23 protein-coding genes and 1 other RNA gene are annotated in these 18,959 nt (G+C 59.6%); 10 read left to right on the forward strand and 14 right to left on the reverse strand.

What is annotated here, in order from left to right:
• Together SYNCC9605_RS07210 and ftsH are read left to right on the forward strand one after the other, a co-directional pair.
• Entirely contained in the window at positions 1 to 1,230 is a 1,230-nt protein-coding gene (locus SYNCC9605_RS07210) for an ABC transporter permease (protein ID WP_011364406.1), read from the forward strand.
• 58 nt (positions 1,231 to 1,288) lie between these two features.
• The gene (gene ftsH / locus SYNCC9605_RS07215) at positions 1,289 to 3,208 is read left to right on the forward strand and encodes an ATP-dependent zinc metalloprotease FtsH (RefSeq protein ID WP_011364407.1); all 1,920 of its coding nucleotides are present in this window, start codon (positions 1,289 to 1,291) and stop codon (positions 3,206 to 3,208) included.
• Positions 3,209 to 3,256: 48 nt separating this feature from the next.
• On the opposite strand, the gene SYNCC9605_RS13890 is transcribed toward ftsH, so the two are convergent.
• Positions 3,257 to 3,412 carry a DUF2256 domain-containing protein gene (locus SYNCC9605_RS13890; RefSeq protein ID WP_011364408.1) on the reverse strand — a complete coding sequence of 52 codons (156 nt, stop codon included), beginning with the start codon at positions 3,410 to 3,412 and terminating at the stop codon, positions 3,257 to 3,259.
• Entirely contained in the window at positions 3,409 to 4,002 is a 594-nt protein-coding gene (gene clpP, locus SYNCC9605_RS07220; protein ID WP_041434797.1) for an ATP-dependent Clp endopeptidase proteolytic subunit ClpP, read from the reverse strand. The genes SYNCC9605_RS13890 and clpP overlap by 4 nt, the downstream gene beginning before the upstream one ends.
• An 81-nt stretch (positions 4,003 to 4,083) precedes the next feature.
• On the opposite strand from clpP, the gene psb29 reads away from it, so the two are divergent.
• On the forward strand, positions 4,084 to 4,731 hold the full coding sequence (gene psb29, locus SYNCC9605_RS07225; protein ID WP_011364410.1) for a photosystem II biogenesis protein Psp29: 648 nt from the start codon (positions 4,084 to 4,086) through the stop codon (positions 4,729 to 4,731).
• Here psb29 and SYNCC9605_RS07230 read toward each other — a convergent pair.
• Both SYNCC9605_RS07230 and petN read right to left on the reverse strand, forming a co-directional pair.
• Positions 4,713 to 5,963 carry a hypothetical protein gene (locus SYNCC9605_RS07230; protein ID WP_041434799.1) on the reverse strand — a complete coding sequence of 417 codons (1,251 nt, stop codon included), beginning with the start codon at positions 5,961 to 5,963 and terminating at the stop codon, positions 4,713 to 4,715. The genes psb29 and SYNCC9605_RS07230 overlap by 19 nt on opposite strands.
• 216 nt (positions 5,964 to 6,179) lie before the next feature.
• Positions 6,180 to 6,281 (reverse strand): cytochrome b6-f complex subunit PetN, encoded by a 102-nt coding sequence (gene petN, locus SYNCC9605_RS13895; protein WP_011364412.1) that lies wholly within the window; start codon positions 6,279 to 6,281, stop codon positions 6,180 to 6,182.
• A 72-nt stretch (positions 6,282 to 6,353) separates the two neighbouring features.
• Here petN and clpS point away from each other — a divergent pair, with 72 nt between their 5' ends.
• Positions 6,354 to 6,650, forward strand: coding sequence for an ATP-dependent Clp protease adapter ClpS (gene clpS, locus SYNCC9605_RS07235; protein ID WP_011364413.1), 297 nt, complete (start codon positions 6,354 to 6,356; stop codon positions 6,648 to 6,650).
• A gap of 1 nt (position 6,651) precedes the next feature.
• Here the strand turns inward: clpS and SYNCC9605_RS07240 are convergent, their stop codons facing one another.
• Positions 6,652 to 6,879: a hypothetical protein gene (locus SYNCC9605_RS07240; protein ID WP_011364414.1), complete on the reverse strand. Its 228-nt coding sequence runs from the start codon at positions 6,877 to 6,879 to the stop codon at positions 6,652 to 6,654.
• A gap of 74 nt (positions 6,880 to 6,953) precedes the next feature.
• Between SYNCC9605_RS07240 and SYNCC9605_RS07245 the strand changes: the two genes are divergently transcribed.
• Positions 6,954 to 7,229: a DUF2103 domain-containing protein gene (locus SYNCC9605_RS07245; protein WP_011364415.1), complete on the forward strand. Its 276-nt coding sequence runs from the start codon at positions 6,954 to 6,956 to the stop codon at positions 7,227 to 7,229.
• A gap of 368 nt (positions 7,230 to 7,597) precedes the next feature.
• On the opposite strand, the gene SYNCC9605_RS15130 is transcribed toward SYNCC9605_RS07245, so the two are convergent.
• Positions 7,598 to 7,750 carry a hypothetical protein gene (locus SYNCC9605_RS15130; RefSeq protein WP_198002432.1) on the reverse strand — a complete coding sequence of 51 codons (153 nt, stop codon included), beginning with the start codon at positions 7,748 to 7,750 and terminating at the stop codon, positions 7,598 to 7,600.
• 127 nt (positions 7,751 to 7,877) lie between these two features.
• On the opposite strand from SYNCC9605_RS15130, the gene SYNCC9605_RS07250 reads away from it, so the two are divergent.
• Complete coding sequence (locus SYNCC9605_RS07250; RefSeq protein WP_041434800.1) at positions 7,878 to 8,090, forward strand: hypothetical protein; 213 nt, start codon at positions 7,878 to 7,880, stop codon at positions 8,088 to 8,090.
• Positions 8,091 to 8,408: 318 nt separating this feature from the next.
• On the opposite strand, the gene SYNCC9605_RS07255 is transcribed toward SYNCC9605_RS07250, so the two are convergent.
• The 4 genes from SYNCC9605_RS07255 to SYNCC9605_RS07265 all read right to left on the reverse strand — a co-directional run bounded on the left by SYNCC9605_RS07255 (position 8,409) and on the right by SYNCC9605_RS07265 (position 11,589).
• Positions 8,409 to 8,810: a hypothetical protein gene (locus SYNCC9605_RS07255; RefSeq protein WP_011364416.1), complete on the reverse strand. Its 402-nt coding sequence runs from the start codon at positions 8,808 to 8,810 to the stop codon at positions 8,409 to 8,411.
• Positions 8,811 to 9,312: 502 nt separating this feature from the next.
• Positions 9,313 to 9,496, reverse strand: a non-coding RNA gene (gene ssrS, locus SYNCC9605_RS13900) — 6S RNA.
• A 7-nt stretch (positions 9,497 to 9,503) separates the two neighbouring features.
• Entirely contained in the window at positions 9,504 to 10,664 is a 1,161-nt protein-coding gene (locus tag SYNCC9605_RS07260; RefSeq protein ID WP_011364417.1) for a 5-(carboxyamino)imidazole ribonucleotide synthase, read from the reverse strand.
• A gap of 52 nt (positions 10,665 to 10,716) precedes the next feature.
• Positions 10,717 to 11,589 carry a carbohydrate ABC transporter permease gene (locus SYNCC9605_RS07265; RefSeq protein ID WP_011364418.1) on the reverse strand — a complete coding sequence of 291 codons (873 nt, stop codon included), beginning with the start codon at positions 11,587 to 11,589 and terminating at the stop codon, positions 10,717 to 10,719.
• A gap of 61 nt (positions 11,590 to 11,650) precedes the next feature.
• Between SYNCC9605_RS07265 and aroB the strand changes: the two genes are divergently transcribed.
• Positions 11,651 to 12,766, forward strand: coding sequence for a 3-dehydroquinate synthase (gene aroB, locus SYNCC9605_RS07270; protein WP_011364419.1), 1,116 nt, complete (start codon positions 11,651 to 11,653; stop codon positions 12,764 to 12,766).
• Here the strand turns inward: aroB and SYNCC9605_RS07275 are convergent.
• Positions 12,720 to 13,952, reverse strand: a complete 1,233-nt coding sequence (locus SYNCC9605_RS07275; protein WP_011364420.1) for a class I SAM-dependent methyltransferase — start codon at positions 13,950 to 13,952, stop codon at positions 12,720 to 12,722. The two genes, aroB and SYNCC9605_RS07275, sit on opposite strands and share 47 nt — an antisense overlap.
• Here SYNCC9605_RS07275 and SYNCC9605_RS07280 point away from each other — a divergent pair.
• Positions 13,951 to 14,760 (forward strand): TPM domain-containing protein, encoded by an 810-nt coding sequence (locus SYNCC9605_RS07280; RefSeq protein ID WP_041434802.1) that lies wholly within the window; start codon positions 13,951 to 13,953, stop codon positions 14,758 to 14,760. The two genes, SYNCC9605_RS07275 and SYNCC9605_RS07280, sit on opposite strands and share 2 nt — an antisense overlap.
• Before the next feature lie 28 nt (positions 14,761 to 14,788).
• On the opposite strand, the gene SYNCC9605_RS07285 is transcribed toward SYNCC9605_RS07280, so the two are convergent.
• The 3 genes from SYNCC9605_RS07285 to SYNCC9605_RS07295 all read right to left on the reverse strand — a co-directional run bounded on the left by SYNCC9605_RS07285 (position 14,789) and on the right by SYNCC9605_RS07295 (position 17,643).
• Positions 14,789 to 15,508, reverse strand: a complete 720-nt coding sequence (locus SYNCC9605_RS07285; protein WP_011364422.1) for a glycoside hydrolase family 24 protein — start codon at positions 15,506 to 15,508, stop codon at positions 14,789 to 14,791.
• 207 nt (positions 15,509 to 15,715) lie between these two features.
• Entirely contained in the window at positions 15,716 to 16,801 is a 1,086-nt protein-coding gene (locus SYNCC9605_RS07290; RefSeq protein WP_011364423.1) for a hypothetical protein, read from the reverse strand.
• Positions 16,795 to 17,643, reverse strand: coding sequence for a TIGR04168 family protein (locus SYNCC9605_RS07295; protein WP_071813020.1), 849 nt, complete (start codon positions 17,641 to 17,643; stop codon positions 16,795 to 16,797). The genes SYNCC9605_RS07290 and SYNCC9605_RS07295 overlap by 7 nt, the downstream gene beginning before the upstream one ends.
• Positions 17,644 to 17,696: 53 nt before the next feature.
• On the opposite strand from SYNCC9605_RS07295, the gene nadA reads away from it, so the two are divergent.
• Positions 17,697 to 18,629 carry a quinolinate synthase NadA gene (gene nadA, locus SYNCC9605_RS07300; RefSeq protein WP_011364425.1) on the forward strand — a complete coding sequence of 311 codons (933 nt, stop codon included), beginning with the start codon at positions 17,697 to 17,699 and terminating at the stop codon, positions 18,627 to 18,629.
• Complete coding sequence (locus SYNCC9605_RS07305; protein ID WP_011364426.1) at positions 18,626 to 18,928, forward strand: hypothetical protein; 303 nt, start codon at positions 18,626 to 18,628, stop codon at positions 18,926 to 18,928. The genes nadA and SYNCC9605_RS07305 overlap by 4 nt, the downstream gene beginning before the upstream one ends.
• Positions 18,929 to 18,959: the final 31 nt, after the last annotated feature.

Here is an 18,959-nt window from a genome sequence, read left to right on the forward strand (position 1 = left end):
ATGAAGCGGCGCATGCCCGCAACGGAAACGGTGCGGATGGCCCTGTCCACCCTGCGGAGCAACCGCCTCCGCAGCCTCCTCACGATGGTGGGCATCGTGATCGGTAACGCCTCTGTGATCACCCTGGTGGGGGTTGGACGGGGGGCACAGTTACTGGCTGAAGGTCAGTTGAACAACCTCGGGGCCAATGTGCTGTTTGTGGTTCCGGGCAACACAAACGCCAGACGCCAAGGTGTCACCCGACCCAAAACGCTTGTGCTGGAGGATGCCGAAGCCATCGCCAGCCAGGTTCCCAGCGTCAAGCGCGTGGCGCCCGTGATCAACACCAATCAGGTGGTTCAGGCCGGAGCCCGCAGCTCCACGGGTGCGGTCTTCGGCGCGACATCGGAGTTCCTCCCAGTGCGCAGCTTCGAGGTAGCCAAGGGCCGTTTCATCAACGCCAGGGACGTCGCCGGCGCGAAAGCCATTGCCGTGCTTGGCTCTGATCTGCGGATCAAGTTGTTTCCCACTGGCTCAGCCATTGGCCAGCAGGTGCGCATCGGCAATCAGAGCTTTGAGGTGGTCGGTGTGATGGCCCCCAAAGGAGCCGTCTTCGGCAGCAACCAGGATGAAAACACCTACATCCCAATCACAACAATGGTGAACCGGATCACCGGTCGGGATCCGATTTACGGCGTCAGCCTCAACTCCATCAGTGTTGAAGCCAGGGATGAAAACAGCATCAGCGCAGCCAGCTTTCAGATCAACAACCTGCTGAGGCAGCGGCACCGGATTCTCCGGGACGACGATTTCGTGGTGCGATCCCAGAAGGACGCCCTCACCATCGTGAGCACCATCACCGGAGGACTCACCCTGATGCTCGGGGCTATCGGTGGGATCTCCCTCCTGGTGGGAGGCATCGGGATCATGAACATCATGCTGGTGTCCGTCAGTGAACGCACCGAAGAGATCGGTCTGCGCAAAGCCCTGGGCGCCCGCAGCAGTGATGTGCTGCAACAGTTTCTGGTGGAATCACTTGCTCTCGCCAGCCTGGGCGGCGCCATCGGCACGCTGGCGGGTCTTGGAACAGTGAGCCTCGTGGCGGCGGTCACGCCCCTGCCAGCAACGATCGGCACAACGATGGTGGTGGTCACCGTTGGACTCTCGGGATCCATCGGTCTGTTCTTCGGAGTCGTTCCAGCCCGACGAGCCGCAAAACTCGACCCGATTGTTGCCCTGAGAAGCCTTTGAAAAAGGCCTCAAAAATCAGGCCAACTCCTTTACACTAATTAACGAATTTCTTCAGCTCATGAATCAGCGCTGGCGCCTTCTTGCCCTCTGGCTGTTGCCAATCGGCGTCGTGTTGCTGATCGGCTGGCAGGTCGTGAGCAATGGAGGCATGAATGGCCTCAGCCAAGACAGCAATGGCACCACAGTCGCTCCTCGCAATGCTGCGGTGGCACGGATGAGCTACGGCCGCTTCCTCGATTACGTCGAGGCCGGTCGCGTCACAGCCGTTGACATCTACGACGGTGGCCGCAACGCCGTGATCGAAGCCGTTGACCCCGACCTCGACAACCGCGTCCAGCGCCTTCGCGTTGATCTTCCTGGTCTGGCACCTGAGCTGATCAACACGCTGAAGACCGAAGGCATCAGCTTTGACATTCATCCCCCCCGCACAGCTCCACCGGCGCTCGGAGTTTTGGGCAATCTGGCGTTCCCGCTGCTGCTGATCGGTGCCCTGATCTTCCTGGCCCGCCGCAACAGCAACATGCCTGGCGGCCCTGGCCAAGCCATGCAGTTCGGCAAAAGCAAAGCCCGCTTCATGATGGAAGCGGAGACCGGAGTCATGTTCGATGACGTGGCCGGCGTCACCGAGGCCAAGCAGGAACTACAAGAAGTGGTCACCTTCCTGAAGCAGCCCGAGAGGTTCACTTCCGTGGGTGCTCAGATTCCCCGTGGCCTTCTGCTGGTCGGCCCTCCCGGCACAGGCAAAACCCTGCTCGCCAAGGCCATTGCCGGTGAAGCGGGAGTTCCCTTCTTCTCCCTCTCTGGTTCGGAGTTCGTTGAGATGTTCGTTGGCGTGGGTGCCAGCCGCGTCCGCGATCTGTTCAAAAAGGCCAAAGAAAACAGCCCCTGTTTGATCTTCATCGACGAAATTGATGCCGTTGGCCGCCAGCGCGGCGCCGGCATCGGTGGAGGAAATGACGAACGTGAACAGACTCTCAACCAGCTCCTGACGGAGATGGATGGCTTCGAGGGCAACAGCGGCATCATCATCATCGCCGCCACCAACCGCCCCGATGTTCTGGACTCAGCTTTGATGCGTCCCGGCCGTTTCGACCGTCAGGTCACCGTGGACGCCCCCGACATTAAGGGTCGTCTCGCCATCCTGGACGTCCATTGCCGCAACAAGAAGCTCGAAGAAGAGCTGTCCCTCGAGAGCATCGCCCGCCGCACCCCTGGCTTCACTGGTGCTGACCTGGCCAACCTGATGAATGAGGCGGCCATCCTCACCGCACGGCGCCGCAAGGAAGCCATCGGCTTGAGCGAGATCGACGACGCTGTCGATCGGATCATTGCTGGCATGGAGGGTCGTCCCCTCACCGACGGTCGCAGCAAGCGACTGATCGCATACCACGAGGTGGGCCATGCCCTGATCGGGACGCTGGTTAAAGACCACGACCCTGTTCAGAAAGTCACTTTGGTTCCCCGTGGTCAGGCCCAGGGTCTTACCTGGTTCTCCCCGGACGAGGAGCAAACCCTCGTCACCCGCGCCCAGCTCAAGGCACGCATAATGGGAGCCCTTGGTGGCCGCGCCGCTGAAGATGTGGTGTTCGGCCACCAGGAAGTGACCACCGGAGCCGGTGGCGACATCCAGCAGGTTGCTTCCATGGCCCGCAATATGGTGACCCGACTCGGCATGAGTGATCTCGGCCCTGTTGCCCTCGAAGGCGGCAGCCAGGAAGTGTTCCTGGGCCGCGATTTGATGTCACGCAGTGATGTGTCGGAATCGATCTCCCAGCAGATCGATATTCAAGTGCGCAACATGGTGAAGCGCTGTTATGACGAAACCGTGGAAATCGTGGCTGCCAACCGCGAAGCCATTGATCGTCTAGTGGAACTGCTGATCGAGAAGGAAACCATGGATGGTGATGAGTTCAAGGCCGTTGTGGCTGAATTCACCGCTGTTCCTGAGAAAGACCGCACCGTCGTCACCCTGGATTGATTCTTGGTCCAGTAAACCCCCCCCCGTCTTATTCAGACGGGGGGGGGTTTACTGATTGGATTTATTTTTTCTTCGCCGACAACGCTCGGAGCAATACACAACTTCGTCCCAACAATTTCTCCAGGCTTTGCGCCACTCAAAGGGACGATCGCAGACTGGGCAGATCTTGCTGGGACGGTTGGCTTTTGAACTTCCTTTCTTCAAGCGACCGCCTGAACTGGACGCTTGTCGATCACCGAATCAATCAAGCCGTAGTTCATCGCTTCGGTGGGTGACATGAAGAAGTCACGGTCGGTGTCCTGTTGGATCCGATCAAGGGTTTGCCCAGTGCGATCGGACAGCTCCTTGTTGAGGCGTTCTTTCAGGAAGAGGATCTCGTCCGCCTGAATGCGGATGTCGCTGGCTTGACCCTGGGCACCACCCAACGGCTGATGAATCATGATCCGGGAGTGCTGCAGGCTGCTTCGCTTGCCCTTGGTGCCGGCACAGAGCAGGAAAGCTCCCATGCTTGCGGCGAGGCCGACACACACCGTGTGCACATCCGGTTTGATGTGCTGCATCGTGTCGAAGATGCCGAGGCCGTCGTAGACCGAACCTCCGGGAGAGTTGATGTAGAGGTAGATATCTTTTTCGGGGTCCTCAGCTTCGAGGAACAACATCTGGGCCACGATCCGGTTGGCGGAGTCACTGGTGACGGCCTCACCAAGGAAGATGATTCGCTCGCGCAGAAGCCTGGAATAAATGTCAAAGGCCCTTTCTCCCCGGCCGGACTCCTCAATCACAATGGGGATCATCTGAGCAACAGTAGGGTCGAGCAATCCTAACGGCGATGTCTGCGGCGCTAGGGTTTCGGCCATTCATTCCTGGACTGCACGTTGGCCGCAAGTCAGACCATTGCCGACAGCAAACGAGCGTTTCATCAGGCCTTTCCCCACGTCATTGCACCGCTGTACCGCCGCCTTGCTGATGAGCTGCTGGTGGAGCTGCATTTGCTGAGCCATCAAAGCCGATTTGAAGCCAACGAGCTCTTTAGCGTTGGGCTCTGCACCGTGTTTGACACCTTCATCAAGGGCTATCGGCCCGAAGCGCAGACCGACGCACTGTTTAGAGCCCTCTGCAGCAGCAATGGCTTCGACGCAGCGAAGCTGCGCAAAACCTACGCTTCTCTGGTTGAGCAGGCCAAAGGCAAGGATCCCGAGAGCCTCAAGGATTGGCTGTCATCCCACGCCCTCAAAGAGGGCAGCCACTACTCGCGTTTGATGGCCGTTGGACTGATGAGCCTTCTCAAGGCGGCCGCGGCGGATGCGACAGACTCGGACACCGAGGCCATCGTCAAACAGAGCAAGGAACTTGCCGAAGGGCTCGGTTTGCCCACGGATCGCGTCGAGAAGGATCTGACCCTGTTTGGCTCCAATAGTGAACGGATGGATCAGGCCGTTGAGCTTGTGGAAGAGACCATCGCTGCCGAGAAGCGCAAGAAGGAGCGTCGTTTGGAAGAGCAGGCTCAACGCACCTCCAGCTGAAGCCGAATCCATCCGGGCTGTTGCGGCTTAGGCAGTGCGGTCATCTCAAGCTCCAGTTGAGATGCCTGGCGAAGCACCCGCGGCCAGCCCGGTCTGAGCCAATCCAACCGGACCAATTGATCCGGTCGTGCCTGAAGGCAAAGCCACTGTTGGCCCCTCCGTTTCAGCGGATTCGGGCCGAGCTTCGGGGCGTCCCCCAGAGCCAGCAGCAACTCCACCTGGCCTCGAAGTGGGGGGCTCAGAGACCAGCCACCTTGGGGATGCCCCTGGGGATCCAACCAAACATCAGCGACACGGTCTGAAGGCTGACCTTCCAGAGACAGCAGTGACCGTTGCACCGGTTGAAAACCACGCTGCAACAAAGCGGAGGCAACGGCATCGAGACTTCGCTTGATCCTGTCGGTTTGATCAGCAGCCAGCATCAACCTGGCTTGAATCAAAGCCTGGAAACGGCCAGCCTCGAGCGCATCGAGCCGTACAACGACAGGTGCATTGAGAAGAACTTCGCGCACCTCCTTCGGCAGTCCGTATCGGCTGTCGAGTTGTTCTGCAAACAGTGAATTGTTGAACAAAGATCCCAGCAGCGGCTGTAGGGAAACGCTGTTGAGCTCCAGATAGGCCGACGGCGGATCGAAGCGAACGAAATTGGCTGGGTGTTTCTCGTGATGAGGCTGCAGGAATGCGAAGGTGCCGGGGGCCACAGGTCCTTCAGCCAACAGACGATCGCCCTGCAGCGCAACACGCAGACAGCCATGGGACACGCTCGCCAAGGCGGGAAAAAGGGAACCGCTGATCGAGGCCAGTCCAGAGGGTTGCCACTGAACGGCCGTTCCGCTGGTCAACCGCTGCAAGCAGCTCTGCTCCAGGGCCGAGGGCTCCTGTCGCTTGAGCGATGGGAGTTGATCAAAACTGCTGCGATGCAGTTCATCAGCAAACAGCAGATCCAGGGAAGACGAATGCGATGCGGCCGGAAGCGCCAAAAGGGGTTCGCCGTCTTCAAGCCAGATCAGCCACCAGAGACCGCGGCCATGACGGGCCCAGCGACCAGGGGCTGCCGTAGGACCAAGCCGCTGCTGCCAGATCCTCGGCACCGGTGCAGAGGGGTCCGCCTCAAAGCTCTGAACCAGGCGTGCCCGCTGACTGATCTCAAACAGCTCTGCTGTTCCACGGCGATTCAGGGAAGGCGTCTGCAGGCTGGACGTGCCAAGCAGCAGGGCGGGCAAAAAAAGCACAACCCCAGAAGAAGGGCTGTGCAAGGATGAAGTCCGAGTTGGCGTCGGATCGAGTCAATCAAGAAGATGATTTGGATGAACCTTGACGGCGTCGACGGTCTCTCCATTCGATCGTTGAGAGATAGATCACGGCAACGCTGACGAAGACAAGAAGCACTGCCGCCGTGACCGCCAGGGTCTGGCTGAGGAGGGGTGCGTCTTGAAGCACAGATTCGATCAGAAGTTCAAGGTGCCGTCACCATTGCGTCCCCAGACGACCATGGCGATAGAAAAACTGAACATGGCGGCCAAGGACGCCCAACCCAGAGTGAACAACATGCTCTTGACCACTTAACTGATGTGATCCTACCTAGGGTTCGACACCTTTTCGTCCGCCCGAAGGCAACTGTCATGACCAGCTCCAGCCCCGGTTCATCAGCAGTGCTGGAGCGTCAAGGAACGACCCAGCGTTATCCCCAGGCTCGCGTGATCGTTCTGGACGACGACGTGAACACCTTCCAGCACGTGGTGGATTGCCTGCGCAAGATCATTCCCGGCATGAGTGAGGACAACGCCTGGAACCTCGCCAACAGAATTGATGGACAGGGTTCGGCAGAAGTCTGGTGCGGGCCGCTGGAGCAGGCCGAGCTGTACCACCAGCAGCTTCAGGCCGAAGGCTTAACGATGGCCCCGCTGGAACGCTGCTAAGTCAGGCCGCAGGCTTGCGGCTGGCTTTGGTGAGCCGCAGCAGATCAGCCACCTGCAAGCGCTGCAGCTGCTCGTCCATTACGAAACGCACCACGCGGCCAGGACACAAGGCCAGTCCCCGGACCTCCGTTCCGTGCACTTCAGCGGTGAGCATGCGGGCCTGTGGGCCGCATGCGTCCTCTAGCGGTCCGCTGATCGCGTGGCGGAGAGCGTCAACTGATTTCAGCATCACAGCCCCGGAGCGCTCTCTCTGGCATAGCCAAAGTGGCTAACTTTCACCAGTTCTCGGGTTTTCGTTCAGCTTTGGGCCGGGTCGTCATCACCCACAGCACCTATGTAGACGGCTTGATCCCGTGGCTGAAGGCCCTGTCCCATGAGACGGATATTCAGACGATCACCCCCGCCGTGATCAGCCGGGTGCGTGGACGCAGTCCTGAGCTGCAACTGCGGGTGTCCACCCCGATCACAGGGGGATACAAGCTGGTGGCCCGCAAGGGCACATCAGCCCAGGAAGTCTTTGTGGTGACTTCGATGAGTCGGCCAGACCTGGAACAGGCCGTTCTGCATCACCGCCCCTGAACGGGTTGGCCTTACTCGAATCCGGCAGCACGACAGGCCTCAGGATGACCAACGGCAACGCCGGGATCGCGGGCACAGAGTTCAGCCCAATCGGATCAGCGGAAACATAGGGGAAGGATGGCCCGGCATGCGACTTCAGCGTTATCCGGTAGAAGGGGTCAGCGTCAGCCGCGGGGCTGCCAAAACAACCCACAAGCAGCGCGATTAGCACCAACCAGAAAAAAGGCGAAAAGAATGAAACCAGAACGGAAGAATGACAGTGAAGCGATGCAGAAAAATAATTCTCAACAACACCATCAACCAACAAACTCAATCTGAGAACAAATTTGATTCCCTGGATCCATGCACAGTGACATCAGACAGTAGTATCAATCGTTGGCGTCAGTTGCAGGGATCTTGAATTCCATAAACAGCGCTTCCGCGTCAGCGTAATCTTTCTTTTCGCGCAAATAAAAGACCTGAGCTTTCCACCAATCCCAGGTTTCCATTTGGATCAGTTCATCCAGGCGTGGATCACGCATCGCAGCACTGCAATCAACCAAACGCTAAGGACAGGCAAAGCGCTGACAAGCTTTGTTCACACAGCCGTAAGCATCATCGACTACACAACAGCACAGGGGTAGCCTTGATGGCTGCAGCGATCGAACCATGCCCCTCGAAATAGCCGTCAAACAAGGGCAACAAACAATGGAGAGCATGGGCAGTTTCGACGACCTCGAAGACGCTTTGACCGAATTCAACGAATTGATCAACCGTCGAAACTGGCGTCAGAGCGTGACCACCATCTCGCTGACCGACACCGATAAAAACAAATGCCTCGCCCAATATGCGCTACAGGAGTTCAACCATTCAGAGATCTAGACCCTCAAGCCGATCAATAGCAAGCGAATAAAAACAAATCTAGAATTCGAGCAAAGCGAAATTGACATGATGAACGGCAAGGTTCTGGTTATGGGAATTGGCCTCTTCTTCCTTTTATTTTTTGTAATTGAGTCTTGGCTGATGAGGGGCATACCCCACTAGCCAATCAGAAATGTTGGTCAGGCAAGTCACAATCAACTAACCCACTGAACTCGGCGTCATCCACGCACGGGGATTGATCAAAGAATTTAATTGACATGCATCCAACAGCTCACCGAATGAACACCAAAAGAACACTAAAAATTAGGCATGCTCAACTCAGCTTGTAAAACTGCGATATGTGCGACTGATTAAAAAGTAATTGGCAGCAAAGATAGCTGCCAAAGCAAGGTGAAATTGCGGTCCAAATGGAATACCCATTCCATTCACAGTGATCCAAGTGTTGACAACAAAGAAAGCAATGTTGCCAACGAGCAGAAGGGCAAGCAAGATCTTTTTCAGCGCATTTGACTGCAAGAGAAGGAGGACCAAAGCCCCATAAACACCAAAAACAAGTCCAAGGTCGGAGTAGCCATGCAGGATCCTCATCGAGACATCGGAATGGCTATGGGTGAAGGCTGCTGCCAGAAGGTTTAAAGGAACCAAAGCCGTCACGTTGGGCCCCAGGAAATGACGGGGAGCGCCTTGCAACCACATGGCCTGCTGCAACTGCTTGTTCATAGTCGAACCAGTGGCTCAAAGCTGCGCCAAAGCACTCATAATGACGTACTCCACCAGTTTCCGCACGGAGGGTTGGTGCTGGCTAGAAGCCAATGGGCAGTTGTCGGTGAACGACAAGAGCCTGACAAGTTCTTTTTCTCCTCCCAGATAAACCACCGCAATACGTTGGCGACGAACGTGGCAGGAGAAAGCTAATCAATCAGATCTGCGGATAAAGACCAGGCAAGTGATTTGCACCTCGAATAAGCCGCATAAATTTCTTGGAAAGTGATGCTCCGGTTGATTGACCAAATTTGAGCGGCGAGATCAACGCTTCAAGGCTGATGGATTCGTTCGCCTCCTCAGATCCGACCAAGGCTCTTGGCACGGGCCAGCACTATGCGCAGTTCAAGCGAAAAGCCTCTTTGGCACCTGGGTGTCAGATCCCCCTTGATCGATGTGGGTGAAGACCTCAAACGCTTCTGGAGAAAATTCATACCAGACCCTGTTCACGTCCCTGATGAGGTGAACCGCCATGCCGTGCGAGCCCCAGTGGTCGACCTGGAAGAACCAGAAGGGGCGACAAAGTGGGGTTTCGTTTCCGGCTGCATGGCCGGTCTACGTCACCGTCACGACAGTCTCCCCAAGTCGAAAGAGAGTCAGATCAGAGCACTAGAAAAAGGCCGTCACCAACACAGCAGTTCAATACTTAGCCTAGTCCTGACTCTCGCTCGCGTGGGGCCAGATCCTGCGAATGGCGGCAAGTGCTGACTCGGCCTCATCGCGACGCATCGCCACCGTTTCAGTCTCGAGCAGCAGCGTCACGTGGCCCAACTTGCGCCCCGGAGTTTCCGGTGACTTGCCGTACCAGTGCAGGTGAAGCCCTGGCATGGCTTCCAGCGCCTGGAGCCGCTGGTCCAAGGGATCATGGCGTTCGGGGTCCAGGCCCAGCAGGTTGACCATCAAGGCACCGCGGCTTTTGAGCTCGGGATCAGGCACGGGAAGACCAGCCGCGATGCAGAGCTGCTGATCGAACTGACTGCTGGTGCAGGCTTCGATCGAGAAATGGCCTGAATTGTGGGTACGGGGGGCGATCTCATTCACCTGCAGGCCAGCTGGTCCATAGAAAAACTCCAGAGCCAACACCCCCACATAGCCGAGCTTCGTCATCAGCGACGCAGCAACGTTGTAGGCCAAGGCCGCTACGGAAGGGTCCACCGGTGCCGGTGCCAGAACCCAGTCACAAACCTGCTGATGCTGATGGGTCTGCGCCAGAGGGAAATGGCGGATCCGGCCGCGCTGATCGCGGCTGACCACGAGAGCCAGCTCAAGTTCATAGTCCACCCAGGATTCCAGCAACCAATCCTCGGCAGGGACGGCTCGCAACAACTGCGACAGGGCATCGATATCGCGCAACACCACCGTGCCCTTCCCGTCATATCCCCCGCGGGAGGCCTTGGCCATGACGGGAAAGGTCCAGCCCTGAGGAAGCGCAGGTTGGGCCGGCGAAATCAAACGCAGCGGACACCAGGGCGGGCTTGGGATCGCCAGATCGTCGAGCAGCTGACGCTGCGACAACTTGTCGACCAGGGGCGAGAGCACAGCCAGGGATGGCTGGAAACGAACGCCCTGCTGCTCCAACGGCAGAAGGGCGTCGATGTTGACCCACTCGTTCTCGAAGGTGACGCCGTCACAGCCCACCACCAGCTCCCGGGTTCCAGCCACATCCCGCGGATCCGCCGACACGAGACGCGAAGCCAATCCAGCGGCGGGATCCGCTGGATTGGCTGTCTGAACGGCGATCGGAACCTCGCGTTGCGCGGCGGCCTGCACAAGCATCCGTGCCAGCTGACCACCTCCCACAACGCCGATCATCGTGTCCGAGCTGATGTCCGCAGCTTGCCACTCTGCAGGGTCAGTGAAAGCGTCAGATCAGCGGCCGGTCGCCGGCTAAGGCCAAGCGAACCATGGTGAACAGCAGCACCATCAGGAACAGGGCCAGGCCAAGGGTGCAGGCGTAGCTGATCTCCAATTCAGCGAAAGCCTGTTCGTACGCGTAATAAACGATGGTTCGGGTGGCATCCGCAGGACCTCCCTGCGTCATCAGGAACGCCTCCTCGAACACCTTCGTGGCCGCGATCGACGACACCACAGCGACCAGTGTCACGTAGGGCCCCATCAAGGGCAGGGTGATGTCGAGATGTTTTCTCCAGCCCTCGCTGCCATCCAGCTCCGCAGCTTCATAGAGCTCCTTGGGAATGCCCTGAAGACCCGCTAGGAAGATCACCATGTAATAGCCTAGTCCTTTCCAGAGGGTCACCAACATCACGGCGGGCAGGGCCAGCTGTGGCGTGGTGAGGAATCCAATCGGACTGAAGGCATCGCCAAGCAGGGCGCTTAACCATCCATTGATTAATCCGTTCTCGGCATACAGCCAGCGGAAGGCGATCGCTGCAACAACGATTGATACCAGCACCGGGGTGTAGAAGGCGCCCCGCAGCAGGGAACGCCCCGGCAGCCCCTGGTTCACCAGCACCGCCAGCGCCATCGCCCCCAGAACGATGGGAGGCACCACACCAACCAGATAGAGAAAGGTGGTGAGCAGCACCTGCCGCGCCATCGGGTCCGACAGCAGGCGCTCCAGGTTGGCCAAACCGACAAAACGCAGGGGTTCACTGACATCCAGCCCCGTGGCGGTAAAGCTCATCACCAGAGCCATCAGGGCCGGCACCAGCACCGACAAACTGATCAGCACCACAGCCGGCAGCAGGAACGCCCAGGCCGAAAGAGAGTTGCGCACTGATCTCTCGCGCACAGGACCAGCGACACTGTTGCGAGAGTAGGTGGGTTCCAACGGTTTCATGACCACAATCACCCCGTTGCATCACATCCGCGTTGCGCTGGAGCGCAATCCCTACGAGGTGGTGATTGGAAACGGCGGCCTTGCCAGACTTGGTCAGCAGATGCTGGACGCTGGTGTGCAGGCTGATCGGCGTGTGCTGGTGGTCAGCAATCCCGATGTCGCCAACCCCTATGGCGATGCCTGCCTTAACAGCCTCAGAGAGGCAGGTTTCAGCGTGGAGCTTTTGGTGATTGACGCCGGCGAACACCAGAAGACGCCCGCCACGGTGGCGGAGATCCACGACGCGGCTTACAGCGCCAAGCTCGAACGCAGCTCCTTGATGGTGGCCCTTGGCGGAGGCGTTGTGGGGGACATGACCGGTTTTGCAGCAGCCACCTGGCTGCGGGGCATCCAGGTGGTGCAAGTGCCCACAACCCTGCTGGCCATGGTGGATGCGTCGATCGGGGGTAAGACCGGGGTCAACCATCCCCGCGGCAAAAACCTGATCGGTGCCTTTCACCAGCCGCGGCTGGTGCTGATCGATCCATCGACCCTCAACACTCTGCCCGAACGCGAGTTCCGGGCCGGCATGGCCGAAGTAATCAAGTATGGAATCCTCGGCGATACGGCGCTGTTCGAAGAACTGGAAGCTTGCCCCGACCCGAGCACGCCTGCGGGTCTTGGTGCGGAACGCCTGAGCTCGATTCTGCAGCGATCGGCCGCGGCCAAGGCACGGGTGGTGGCCGCCGACGAAAAAGAAGGTAGCCTGCGGGCGATCCTCAACTACGGCCATACCTTCGGCCATGTGGTGGAGACCCTCTGCGGCTATGGCACCTGGCTCCATGGTGAAGCGGTCGCCATTGGCATGGTGGCGGTGGGCGAACTTGCGGTACTTCGGGGCAGCTGGAGCCGCGATGATGCTGAGCGCCAACGCCGACTGATCGAGAGCGCCGGACTCCCCACCGCCTGGCCGGATCTCTCCGCTGATGCGGTTTTAAACAGCCTGCAGGGGGACAAAAAGGTGCGTGACGGCCGCCTGCGCTTCGTGATGCCCACCGGCATCGGATCCGTTGAGATCCGCGATGACGTCAGTCGTGAGGAAATTCTGAGCTGCCTGGAGCGCCTGAAAGGCTGAAGCCGCCTTCCGGCAACCCGCGGAGGTAGGTGAGCCAGCGGAACGCACCCAGCCCCGCAGGATCAACCAGGCGAAGCAAGGCTTCGCGGCGTTGCAGGGCTTCCGCCAGCTGTTGGCCCGGTAGCTGCTGCAGCCCATGCAGACGCTGCGCAAGCCCCAAGGCCAGCAGTGCCTCGCCCTGCTTGATCTGATCACCCACCAGCCAGCCGTTGCGCTGGGCCGCCTCATCAACAACCTCGATGCAGAGGTGGGCCGTGAGGTCCTGCTCACCAGGCTGATCCAAGGGCGACAGCCCCGCCTGCTGAGCGCAAACAGCCATCAAGGTGCCGTCGGAGCGCCGGGCCGTGTAATAACGCTCGGCCTCCAGGGCGTAATCAATCACCAGCAGAACGCCCGCATCCACGGCAGCGGCCGCCGCCGCGAACCAGTCGAGCATTGCACTGTTCCACTCCGTGGTCCACCCCTCTTCGGCATCGGGGGGCGGCAACTGAATGCCGCTTTGGCCGCACACGCGCCTGATCTCCTGGTGCAAACCATCGGGGAGGGGCCGATGCGTTGTTCTCAGATCACCCTTTGGAGCGAGCTCCACCCACTGCTGCTGGAGAGATCCCTCCCGCCAGATCAGTCGTTCCACCGGGAGGGCATCCAGCAACTCATGGGCGATCACCACGCCCTGAACCGGAGCGCGGCGCAACTCGTCCAGAGAACACCAGCGCAGCGGCAGATCGTCCGCCTCTTGCAGCAGAGCCTGTTGCCGCCGCCGCATGCCGGGGTTGGCCTCCACCAACACCAATTCGATCCGAGCCAGGAGTTCTGGATCAGCACCATGCAACGCAGCGACCAGATCCCGGGCCAGATGACCCTCGCCAGGACCGATTTCCACAATCGACAGGCGTTGATCAGGATCGCTTCGGGGAATCGACGTCAGCCAGGCCAGGATCTGAGGAGCCAGAAGGACTGCAAAATCACTGCCCAACGCTGGGGAGGTGACGAAATCACCCTGGGCACCAATGCGCGCGCGGCCTGAGCCGTAATACCCGTGCTCCGGCTCATTCAGAGCCAGATCCATGAATCGGGAAAACGGAACAGCACCCCCCGCCTGATGCAGATGCGTTGCCAACCATTCAGGACAGGACGCAACCATCGGTTCCATTGGAGAGAATGCCGGTCGCTGCAGCAGCTCCATGGGAACACATCACACCCGACATCTGTGGAGCCTTGTCGTGGTGGCTCTGGTCAGCCTGGGTGTTCTGGTGACCCCGGCTGAGGCCTACGACAACCCGGAGCTGCTGCCAGATCACCCCACCCCGGTGATCGACCTCGCCAAGGTGTTCAGTGACACCCAGAGAAGCCAGTTGGAGGCATCCCTGGCGGATGTGGAAGAACGCACCGGCTGGAAGATGCGGGTGTTGACTCAGTACGAACGCACACCAGGTCTGGCCATTCGCGAGTTCTGGGGGCTGGATGAAAGCAGCCTGCTGCTGGTGGCCGACCCCCGCGGCGGGAACCTGCTGAACTTCAACGTTGGCGATGCCTACTTCGCGATGATGCCGCGCACCTATTGGGTGGAGCTGCAGACCCGCTACGGCAACCAGTACTACGTGAAGGATCACGGCGAGGACGGAGCCGTGTTGGATGCCCTCAATGCGGTGGAAATCTGTCTGGACCGTGGTGGCTGTCAGGTGGTGCCAGGCCTTCCCCAGGAACAGTGGCTTTGGACGCTGACCACCTCGATCTTCGGCGGCTTGATTGCTGGCTTTGCGGCCTATCCACGGAAGGAGGGCGAAACCATCGCCTGGGCCTGGTTGCTGCTGCTCTCACCGCTGTGGGTGATGCTCTTCGGGGTCTTCGGCGTTGCCCCTGTGGTCACACGGACGTCTGAAGTGATGCCCCTGCTGCGCAATGGGGTCGGCTTCCTGGCTGGTGGCATCGCCGCTTATCTGATCGCCCAGGCCACGGTTGGTCGAAAGCTTCAGAACGACGCTGAGGGTTGAGGGGGTTAGACGACCTCGAAAATGTCTCTCACAGCCGGGTGGCGCATTCGATGCGCGACCCGGTACAAAGTGCCGGAGGAGGAGCGACGAGCGCCTGGCGCTTGATATCACGCAAACGACGCAACTCCGCAAGATTCACGTCATAGAAGGAACGCAGACGCGCATATTTTTTGACGGGTTGGCCGTAATAGCTGCGACCGGCGAGTGTGGGGAAGGACGCCCATTCGGGAGCCAGCATGGCCGCGAGAAGCGGGCTGAGAACACCGGTGTCGGTCAAACCCAAAGCTTTGCGCCGCTGGATCAGAAACAAGGCGCCCTGGTCCTGGGCCTCAGGTCCGAAACCGCGCACGCCGATGCTGCGCTGAACCAGATTCCAGGTGAAGGGCATGAACTGGTAGGCCCCGGCAGCTGCACTGGCGTAGCGGGAGCTATAGATCACCCGGTTGGGATGACGGTCTAGGGAAGGCATCAAACCACCTCCGAACATCACCCGGTAGCCCACATCGAGGCCACCTTTCCAGGTGCCTTCCGCGAAGCGGATCGTGTTGAGCATCGCCCGACGTTCAGGCGTGATCAAGTAGGGAATCGCCCGGCTGGGCTGGATATCAGAGGTGTGAATCAACTGCGCCCGCGAGGCGGGGGGCAACAGGCTCGCCCGGGCTGACAGCGGTGAACAGAGGGCAGGCAGAACTCCGACGATCACGGCCGCTTGAAGCGTCTGACGACCGATGAATGCAGAGATAGCCATTAAGAGCGTTCAAAGTGCATGCCCTCAGAAGAGGACGATGAGCAGATCAGAAGCGGATGAAATGCTCGGGCGAGAAAAAATCCCACTCCGTGCGACTTTCTCGAACCGAAGGCTCAAAGCAATAGGTATATATGCCAGTCAAATAATCGGCCAGGGCATCAACTTGGCAGCAAATTGACGCGACAAGAAGTAGTTTTTTCGTGAAAATCAAATGGTCTGCTCAGCCCAACCCACCAGTGCCAGAGCGGCTTCTTCAGCCCCTGATGCAGAAAGAGGAGCTTCGCTCGGCGCCAGCAATGGCTGGTCCAGCTGCCATGCCCCGGCATCCAGCTCCTGACGCGTGAGGCAGCGGTGCTGACCGTGGCGACGCAGACCATCCATCAACGCCGCCGCTTCAGCGAATCCGCTGCGCTCCACCACGTGCATCCCAACCCCTTGTGCAATCGCCTCGCAGAAGCTGCTGAAACCGGGCTTGCCCAGAAAACGGGAGCAACGGCCCAGCACATCAACGGGACGCAGCCCATCTGGAAGAAGCGTGAGGTTGGGGAGCGCTGCCAACTCAGGTGCTTGCGAACCATCTGCTGAAGTCGGCAGCAGGAAATGGTGGTTGGGCCAGAGCTGAAACAGATCCCGCGAAAGGGACAAGCCCAAGCCTCCAAATCCCACCAGCACCAGGGAAGCATCCTGGCCATCAAGGGAAGCCTCAAGATCCGCCGGGATGGTCCGCGGGCTGGCACAGACCAACCCGATCCTCTGTTCAGGCAACCCCCAATTCATGGCGAGGTCAAACGGACAGCGCAGCAGGAGATCACCGCAGCAGTAGGCCTCAGCGGCGGCATCGGCCCAGCCTTGGAAAGCAGGGCCCAAGGGGCCATAGATGTCATCCCAGCCGAAATTGCTCATCCACACCATGGGTGCATCGAGGCGCTTGGCCAGGGCGGCCGCGGCCGGGGGAATGTCCCCGATGATCAACACCGGCTGCCCCTGCGACGCCATCCAGACGGCTTCAGCCTCGATCAGGGCCGGCAGCCGTTGTTCAAGCTGATCCAGGGCACTAAGGGTGGCGGCGCAATCCACACCGAGCGCATCGGCCTGCACCATGCCCACATCCCACTGACAGCAGCGTTGCTCAATCGCTGCATCCCCCAACAACAGCTGGAGTACCGGGGAGGGCAGGCCCGAGCTCATCACCAACGTCCACTCAGGACGCAGGCGGCGCAGCTGCTGCAACACCGCAGCATCGCGAGCCGCATGGCCGAAGCCATGGCTGCTGCTGCAGAGATAGATCAGCACGGCAGCGGAGCATCGATCGGCAACCGCTCCTGATGGATCAGCTCAGCATCGGGGGTGTACCAGCGATGGGCGAGCTGGGTGAGGCGGGAACCCTGGAATTCAGCCCAGGAGAGATGCAGCAGCGATCGACCCTGCCTATCCACCCCTGAACGAGGCACACAAGCGGCGTTGATCAGAGCGGTTCCATGGCGATGGCGCAACAGCGTCTGGCGGACACCGGAGCCGCGCTTGAGGGCATGGTGCATGTGACCGAAAATCACCAGATCGGCGGGTCGGTGCTTGGCCATGCGGTCCAGGGCAAGGGCCAGATCCTGATCCCCCCAGTCCACCGCCGGGGTCTTCCAGTCACGTCCGCAGGGACTGGCGGCATCAGATCCCAAGCCCGAGGGACCGCAGTGGGCCATCACGATCAAGGGCTGATCAGCGGGAACTTCAGCTGCGGCCTGCACGATTCGCTCGGCTGAAGCCTCAAGCGACACCGGACCGTACACCGCCTCCACAGCTTTCGAGAGGTGAAACCCCCCACCAGCACTGCAGGGACGCGCACCCACAACCGTCAACGGGAGCTCCGGCCAATGGATCGAGCGCCAGGCGCAATGGAGATCGCCGAGCACAGCGCGTTGTTGCTCGAGGATGCCGCCACTGCGATCTCGCCCGCGGTCGTGGTTCCCCAGGATCACGGCCACGGGGAAGGGAAGCCGCGTGATCCGGCGCGTCAGACGCAGATCCCCATCAGCGAGATCACCAACAAAAAGAACAGCGTCAGGCCTGAGCTGCTGCAGCAGCTGCTCATCCGCGTCGCCCCAGGCGCCGTGCAGATCACCGGCAATGGCAAGGCGCAGGTGCTTCAGAGCGAGTGCCTAGGCTGTGGCCATCCTGCCCCGAACCGGTCCTGATGAGCGCTGACACCGCCCTTGTTGCGGCGATCAACCGGCTCCGCCAGGACCGCAATGCCGTGATCCTGGCGCACTACTACCAGGAACCGGAGATACAGGACATCGCCGATTTCGTTGGTGACTCCCTGGAGCTGTCGCGCAAGGCCGCCAGCACGGATGCCGATGTGATCGTGTTCTGCGGCGTGCACTTCATGGCGGAGACCGCCAAGATTCTCAGCCCGGAAAAGACGGTGGTGCTGCCGGATCTAGAGGCCGGTTGCTCTCTGGCGGACGACTGCCCCGCTGATGAGTTCGCCCGCTTTCGTGCAGAACACCCCGACCACTTTGTGGTGAGTTACATCAACTGCACGGCAGCAGTGAAGGCGCAAAGCGATCTGATCTGCACCAGCAGCAATGCGGTTGATCTGGTGAACCAACTGCCTGCCGATCAGCCCGTTCTGTTCGCCCCGGATCAGAACCTGGGGCGCTGGGTTCAGCAACAGAGCGGTCGCGAGCTGACCCTCTGGCCAGGACGCTGCATCGTTCATGAGACCTTCAGCGAAGAGGCCGTTCTGGCCCTCAAGCACGAACATCCCACGGCTGAAGTGATCGCCCACCCCGAGTGCCAGCAGAACCTGCTGGACCTGGCGGATTTCATTGGATCCACCAGCAAGCTGTTGAACTACGCCGAAGAGAGCTCCTGCGAAAGCTTCATCGTTCTGACGGAACCAGGGATCCTCCATCAGATGCAGCAACGGGTTCCGGAGAAAACCCTGCTCGACGTGCCAGGGATCGATGGATGCAGCTGCAATGCCTGCCCCTACATGCGTCTCAACACCCTGGAAAAACTGAAGGCATGCCTGGAGACCCTCACGCCTGCGATCGAGATGGATGAACCGATGCGTCTGAAGGCCATGAAACCCATGCAGCGCATGCTTGAGATGAGCCGGTGAAGCCTGATCAGGCAACCACCAGAAGCCTTCAACGTTGTGCCGTGGGCATCACGTTGGTCCTCGCGGCCTGTTCAACCATGAGCGACTTGGAGAGAGAAGTGTTCCTCTGTGGGGAATGGGAACGAGGCACGAAAAATGTGGATCAGCTCAGGGCGACCTATTTCATCCTCACGGGCAAGCGATTGATCATCCGATCTGGAGGCCCAAGGACTGGAGTGAACTTCATCGAAGGCGATCTCAAACAACTTGCCCAGGAGGTCGACGCTGCTTGCGAGGTTCTATCCATCGGATCGGAATAGATTTTCAACGCCAAGAACACCGTGTCGGGGA

Origin of the sequence: Synechococcus sp. CC9605, assembly GCF_000012625.1 — a bacterium.
In the GTDB taxonomy this organism is placed as follows: Bacteria; Cyanobacteriota; Cyanobacteriia; order PCC-6307; family Cyanobiaceae; genus Parasynechococcus.